This window comes from Pararobbsia alpina (genome assembly GCF_902859895.1).
Classification (GTDB): Bacteria; Pseudomonadota; Gammaproteobacteria; order Burkholderiales; family Burkholderiaceae; genus Pararobbsia; species Pararobbsia alpina.
The window spans coordinates 22,280-28,888 of sequence record NZ_CADIKM010000051.1 but is presented as its reverse complement, the minus strand read 5'-3'; the positions used below and the strand labels follow the sequence as shown (position 1 = coordinate 28,888).

At 62.1% G+C, this 6,609-nt stretch carries 2 protein-coding genes and 6 pseudogenes; 4 read left to right on the top strand and 4 right to left on the bottom strand.

Annotation, left to right across the window (positions count from 1 at the left end; genetic code table 11):
• Nucleotides 1–113 precede the first annotated feature (113 nt).
• Nucleotides 114–314, top strand: a pseudogene (locus HV670_RS31330) (IS110 family transposase); the annotation flags it as partial.
• A 385-nt stretch (nt 315–699) separates the two neighbouring features.
• Here HV670_RS31330 and HV670_RS25915 read toward each other — a convergent pair.
• The 3 pseudogenes from HV670_RS25915 to HV670_RS31325 all read right to left on the bottom strand — a co-directional run.
• Nucleotides 700–1,030, bottom strand: a pseudogene (locus tag HV670_RS25915) (IS110 family transposase); the annotation flags it as partial.
• Between the two features lie 490 nt (nt 1,031–1,520).
• Nucleotides 1,521–1,971 (bottom strand): annotated as a pseudogene (locus tag HV670_RS25905) (IS110 family RNA-guided transposase); the annotation flags it as partial.
• A gap of 79 nt (nt 1,972–2,050) precedes the next feature.
• A pseudogene (locus tag HV670_RS31325) lies at nt 2,051–2,467 on the bottom strand (DUF4158 domain-containing protein).
• Between the two features lie 153 nt (nt 2,468–2,620).
• Between HV670_RS31325 and HV670_RS25890 the strand changes: the two are divergent.
• The 3 genes and pseudogenes from HV670_RS25890 to HV670_RS25875 form a co-directional block, all read left to right on the top strand.
• A pseudogene (locus HV670_RS25890) lies at nt 2,621–3,249 on the top strand (phage integrase family protein); the annotation flags it as partial.
• Nucleotides 3,249–3,686, top strand: coding sequence for a hypothetical protein (locus HV670_RS30660; protein WP_217478527.1), 438 nt, complete (start codon nt 3,249–3,251; stop codon nt 3,684–3,686). The pseudogene HV670_RS25890 and the gene HV670_RS30660, both read left to right, overlap by 1 nt.
• A 76-nt stretch (nt 3,687–3,762) precedes the next feature.
• The gene (locus HV670_RS25875; RefSeq protein WP_246257962.1) at nt 3,763–5,766 is read left to right on the top strand and encodes a recombinase family protein; all 2,004 of its coding nucleotides are present in this window, start codon (nt 3,763–3,765) and stop codon (nt 5,764–5,766) included.
• 3 nt (nt 5,767–5,769) lie between these two features.
• On the opposite strand, the pseudogene istA reads toward HV670_RS25875, so the two are convergent.
• Nucleotides 5,770–6,516: pseudogene (gene istA / locus HV670_RS25870) on the bottom strand (IS21 family transposase); the annotation flags it as partial.
• Nucleotides 6,517–6,609: the final 93 nt, after the last annotated feature.

The following is a 6,609-nucleotide window of genomic DNA, read 5'->3' as shown; positions in this document are numbered from 1 at the left end:
AGGGCCTGCTCCTTGAACTCGACAGAATACGTTTGTCTCGCCTTCAACCTGCACCTCTGACTCTTCTTGATAAGAAATTTCAGAGGCGACAACTACTATGACGCCGGGGGCATGAAGGCCTACCGAAACCGATAATCGATCGCGCCTGGGACGCGCAGCTGAGACTGTGCAGGCGATATCGTAAGCTCGTAACCAAAGGGAAGTGCCCACATGTTGCGATCATCGCGGTCGCACGCGAGTCGGCTGCATTCATCTGGGACGTCGGTCGGCTTGGTATGACTCTGGCTCTACCGCGCAGCCTACAAACCGCCTGAAAACGCAAACCGTTACCGCAGAAAGACCAACGAACATCGAAAGTTTCCTGAAGGCGGCGCAGCCCGGTATTCGAGTAGCCCGCGACCACGTTTGGCAATGGCATCAGCCGACTTGCATAGCAAGGAAGCGGCAGGCTCATGAGACGGACCTCTGTAATGCGGCAGCCAACCCGCGAATATCAGCGTGATCCACCGTCGAGATTTACTGCTACGCCGCCCTCAGGAAAATTGCCTTGACCATGGAGTGATTCTTGAAAACCGATCCGGGTTGACACCGGGAGTCATATCAGCGTGGCGACACAGCACTACGAACGCTTCTGATTCACGGCGCGCGCGCTGTTATCCGTATGGCTCCAGGCTTGCCTGGGATAAGCGATGGTGCGCAGACCGTGCGGCGATGTTCGTTGAATGCCAGTTGCTGCCAGGCGCTGTCGAACGAGAACGTGCTTAACCAACGCCGGTGTGTCGGCCCCCAGCTGGCGCGACCGAGGTAGTGGACGCCGTGGGCAAGCGAGCAGCCTTCGGTACAGGCCGTACCCGCAAGGGCCTGCTTCGTAGACAAAGCAGATGTGCTGTGCTTTGGACTGCAGCCGCTTGCACATCCGGTCGATGTCAATGTGCATGGTGCCGACCTTGCCAAACAATTCGACTTCTCCCATCCCGATCGCATAGGCGACCGTAATCGAATCCTTGTGGACATCCAGTCCCACGTACAATCGTGTTCCATGCTGGCCTCCGCGTCGGAATGAACCGTTGAGCGGTGGTTCTGCCCGCTCAATGCGGCTCCAGCAGCAATGCTAATCAGAGCTTACTCAGGCCCAGCCACGCAGCGAGTTCGCGGCCGTCCCGAAAGGCTCGGGGGTTCCGATTGATTGCAGGGCATCAGCAAGTCAGTATGACTCCCTTGCGGCAAGGGCTGGCCGCCGTGGGGAAGGTCCCCCGTCAGCACTCATCGGGTGGCAAGCCACGCTGCCAGCGCGGAAGCAGTGAGTGGCCCGACTCCGGGTATCGTTTCGAGAAGTTGTCCGGCCTCATCCGTACGATGCATCGCACGAATGCGTCCCTCCAGTTCGGCTGCCTTGTCGCCCAGTTCGCGTAAGTGCTCCACAAGTGACTGGATCAGGGTCCGGAACTGTTCACAAAGCTCATGCTCGCGATTGGAAAGGGCTTCGATGACCCTTTGTCCGAGCAGTCGGATGCCCTGCGGCAGGACAATACCAAACTCGCTCAGCAAGCCGCGGATCTGATTGGCCAATGCCGTACGGGATTAAACCAGCCCGGCGCGTGCTCGATGTAGCGAAAGCATCGTCTGTTGCGCCTGCGTCTTGATCGGCACAAAGCGCATGTGCGGTCGGCTTACTGCCTCGCAGATTGCCTCGGCATCGGCCGCATCGGTTTTGTTGCTTTTTACGTAAGGTCGAACGAACTGCGGGGAAATCAGGCGCACCGTGTGTCCGAGCTTCTTAAGTTCTCGGCCCCAATAATGCGATGATCCACAGGCCTCCATGCCTACCACGCACGGCTCAAGCTTCGCGAAAAACGCCAGTACGTCAGCGCGGCGCAGCTGTTTGCGTACGACAATATGTCCCTGCATATCTACTCCATGAACCTGGAATAGAGTCTTTGCAAGATCCAGTCCGACAGTGGCTATATTCACGATGAGCGCTCCTTTGCGGTGGAAGTCACGACTTCTTCACTTTGGCATATGCCGAACCCCGAAGGGCGGGAGTCGTCCATCACATCAGAGCCTGCGCGAGTATGAGGCCCTTGTCGGTCTGCATTGCCAGGTCGACGAGCGCCAGTACGGCCGGACGGTAGTCGGCCACCGTAAGCGGACGCAGTTGCAGTGCCGCCTGCAGTTCGAGCAGATGCTCACGGCGCGTCTGGTTCCGCCGCGAGTACGCCTTCCAGTGTGACTGGTGCAATGCGGAGTTGCCCGGCAACGAACCGTAGCGGCGCGGGCGGAGGCTCGACACCAGCGCTCAAAGCGGGGGGACGGCGAATCCAAGGCGATTGGCCGTTCCTCGATGCTGCCTGATCAGCGACATGTCCTGTTCGCCAAACGTGTAGTGCCGAATGAGATCATCGTGGCTGGCCGGGAACGAAAACAGGCTGTCTCGCTCGGCCGGCGAGAGAATGGAACGACGGGGCATGGTGGACTCGCAGTGGATGGGGATGGCGCTGACGACAGGTTGCAGCGCCGATTCCAACGGACTGGCAGTTCAGAAAGATCGCAGTGTAATACGTTCCATTGCCATAATCCTTCTTATCGCAATGGACGGTTTTTTTGCACTAAACTGCCAGACATGAAAACGCGTCAGTCCCGGGCCGCCTCGCACACCGCCTCCGCCGAACCGTCGGCATTTCCGGATGCCGACCAGCTCGCGGCGCTGCGCGGCTGGTATGCGGGACTGTCGTCGCGGGCGGCGGTCGATCGGTACCTGCCGCACGCGCGGGCACCCGGTGCGTCGGCGCGCGGCATCCTCGGCGCCGTCCGCCGTCACTTGATCGTGTTTGCACGCGAGCGCCAGCGTGCCGACCTGGTCGACCTGCTACAGCACCCCGTCGGTGAACGGATCGCGCGGGCGAGCGCGGTCGCGTACGCGATTGACCTCCTGCGTGCGCTGCCGATGCCGCAACCCCAGGTTGCTGACGACATCGGCCTGTGGCTGACGCCGCGCGCGGTGCGCGTGCTGCAGAAGCATGGCATCGCGACGCTCGCGGACCTGACGGTGCGGGTGCCGCGCCGGCGCCGCTGGTGGAGCGGAGCGTAGTACCAGGACTCGGCCAGACCAGCGCCAGGCAGATCGAGGCGTTCTTTGCCGCCCACCCGCAACTGATGGAACGCGCTCACGCGCTGATTGCCGTGACCACGCCGGGCATCGTCGTCCCATGGGAGCGGTTGAGGGTTCCGCACGAGGTGGATGGTTCGCAATGCGATTCATCGAGCAACACCAGCACGCCGGCGCTCCGCTGCAGGCGCGTGCGCTGGCGGCAATGGTACAGACCAATCTCGGCGTCAGCGTCCACCCTCGCAGCATCGAACGCGCGGTGGCGCGTAAAAAAAACGATAAGCCACCCGTTTGCGCTGGAGCCTGTGATGCAACGTTACCTGCCGATGCGCCCGAGCTCTACGAAGACTTGCGTGCCGCAGCGCTATGTGGGCAACCCGGCATGGATGGCATGGGCGCAATCGTCTTCCACGGCATGTGGCGGGGGCTTGTGGTGTGGATCACGACCCGCACTGCGCCGACAGTGAGGGGGCAGCCGGCGCCGTCCGCGCTGCCTGCGACGGTACACGATCGCCAGCTCGTGCGCCTGCTCGCCAACATGGTGCTGGCAGCTGAGTCACGGGTGCACCATGCCTATTGACGTTGCCATGAAGGTTTGCGCCGACCACTTGCGGCGCGATGCGTTTCTCTACGTGCGGCAGTCGTCGCTGTGACAAGTGTTCGAGAATACGGAGAGCACCAAGCGACAATATGCGTTGCGTGATCGAGCGGTGGCGCTGGGCTGGCCGATTGAGCGAGTCCACGTCATCGACAGCGACCTCGGGATCTCGGGCGCGCAGTCGGAAGATCGCGATGGCTTCCAGCGCCTGGTAAGCGAAGTAGCGATGGGACATGCCGGCATCGTGCTTGGGCTGGAAGTATCGCGGCTGGCGCGCAACAGTGCTGACTGGCACCGTCTCATCGAGCTTGCGGCACTGTCTCACACGCTCATTCTCGATGAGGACGGGATCTACGACCCCGCCCATTTCAACGACCGCCTGCTGCTCGGCCTGAAGGGCACGATGAGCGAGGCCGAACTCCATATCCTTAAGTCACGCCTGCAAGGCGGCATTCTTAACAAGGCACGGCGCGGCGAACTCGAGATGCCTCTACCCATCGGGCTGGCGTATGCGGCTGACGGACGGGTGGTGCTCGATCCGGACCGCCAGATCCAGGACACAGTGCGGCTTCTGTTCGATACCTTCCGCGACACGGGCTCGGCATGCGCGGTCGTACGCCGCCTTCGCGGACAGAAGACCCTCTTCCCCCGGCGCATCCGTCGTGGCGTCGGCAAGGGCGATGTGTTGTGGAACACGATCGATCACTCGCGTGCGCTGCAGATTCTGCACAACCCCCGTTACGCCGGCGCATTCGCCTACGGGCGTACCCGCACTACCTGCAACGCCAGGTTCAAGCCTGTGCAGGTGCGGGTGCAGCAGTCTGACTGGCAGGTGCTGATTCCGGATGCGCACGAAGGCTACCTCTCCTGGGCGGAGTACGAACGCAACCAGGCCGTGCTCGCGAACAACGCCAACGGCTTCTCGCCAGGCCTGCGCGGTCGCATGCCTCGAAGCGGCAGCGCGCTGCTACAAGGGCGGCTGCTTTGCGGCCGCTGCGGCGCACGCATGCGGGTGCGCTATGAGCCGAAGGACGGGCAACTACGTCCCTACTACATGTGCAATGAGGCTGTGGTGCGACAGGCCGGCAAGCACTGCCAGTGGGTGCGTGGCACCGCGGTGGACGAGGCGATCAGTGCGTTGCTGCTGCAGACGGTGGCGCCGGCGGCGATCGAGGTGGCGCTAGCCGTCCAACAAGAGATTGCCCAGCGCGTGGAACAGGCCGCGGCGCTGCGCGAAGCACAATTGCAGCGGGCCCGTTACGAAGCCGAACTGGCACGCCGGCGCTACCTGAAGGGGAGGCTGACTGGAATGTGCGACTGCGCCAGCTCGCGCAGTGCATCAGCCACCAACCGGTTATCGGGATCGACCGATACGCTACAGCGTGAGCACGAGCGTCAGCGCGAGGCCGATCGCACTCTCCTTGACGAGCCCGCACGCCGACGCATCATGGCGCTGGCTTCGGACTTCCCTCGCGTGTGGAACGACGCACGCACCAGTGCCGTTGAGCGCAAGCGCATGCTTGGACTGCTTATCGAGGACGTGACACTCATCGTCGGACAGCAGATCGATGTCCATGTACGCTGGCGTGGTGGGCGCACCCAAAGCCTGTCCGTAGCACGACCACGGCCGATGCCCCAAGTGCGCAAGACATTGCCTCAAGTTGTTTCGCTCATCGACGAGTGGCTGGAGACTTCGACGGATAGGCAAATCGCGGCACGACTGAACGAACTGGGGCACCGGAATTGGCGCGGCGAGTCCTTCACGATGAAAAAGGTCATTCTCATACGCCAGACCTACGCCTTGAAGAGCAGGTTTGAGCGATTGCGCGAGCGCGGTATGCTCACCGGCGAGGAGGTCGCCCAACAACTCGGCGTGTCTACGACGACCATCCACCAACTCGGTCGGCAAGGCGTTCTCAACCCGCACCTTTACGGCAACAACTGCAGGTGCTTGTATGAGCCGCTGGGCAACGTCAAACTGGTCAAGGGTGCCGGCAGTCAATACGGCGGCAGGCCGTCTCGCCTAGTTCCCGCTCAACAAACCGAACAGGGTGCATTATGAAGTCAACGCCTTCTTCTGCGGGTCGTGCGGCGGACAGGCATCGATCCTGAAGCCGTATCCTTCAGCGAGGCCCGCGTAGGAACGCTGGACTTCGGGGTCGTACGTGCAGGCCCTGATGATCGCGCACTTGGCGTTATCGATGATGATCCGGCTGGGACTGCCGCCGAACCACTCGAAGGCCCGGCGGTGGCCGGCCAGCCACGTCTCAACCGTCTGATCGAACACGAGTTCGACATACTGATGACGCGACCAACACAGCGTCATGACGAAGAACCACGTCTTGAGCGCGTGACCCGATTCGTGGATGAGCGCGGGACCGGCACCGAAGTCGACCTGCGCGGTGTCGGCCGGCGGGAAGTCCAGGATCGTCGTCGCCGTGACACTACGTTCGGCGCCCAAATGCGTCAGGAAGCGGCGCACCGCCGAATAGCTGCCGGTGTAGCCGTGGTTGCGCTTGAGCGCACTGTGAATCGTCGTGCCCTGCACGTCAGCGTCGAACCAACTGCTGATCTGCTCGCGAAAGGGTTCTAGCGTCGACACGCAGGTGCTGGGCAGGTGCGGTGTGCGACCGAACTGAGCGGCGATCACGGTGTCTTGCGGCAGCGCACATGCCGCATCGAGCCAGCCGAGCTCTTGAGCAGTGCGCCTTACGGTGGTAAGCTTCTTGCGGCCCATGAGCCCGGCGCGAGCGATGTCGCGGTCGGAATCGCCTTGCCGCATGCGGACAAGGACTTGGCGGTACTCAAACAATTCGAACCTCCGGTTGGCCATGGGCGCTCCGCTCAAAAGAAGAGCGAAGCGTACCCAGTTGGGAAAGTTCGAGCCGCGTTCCACTACACAACA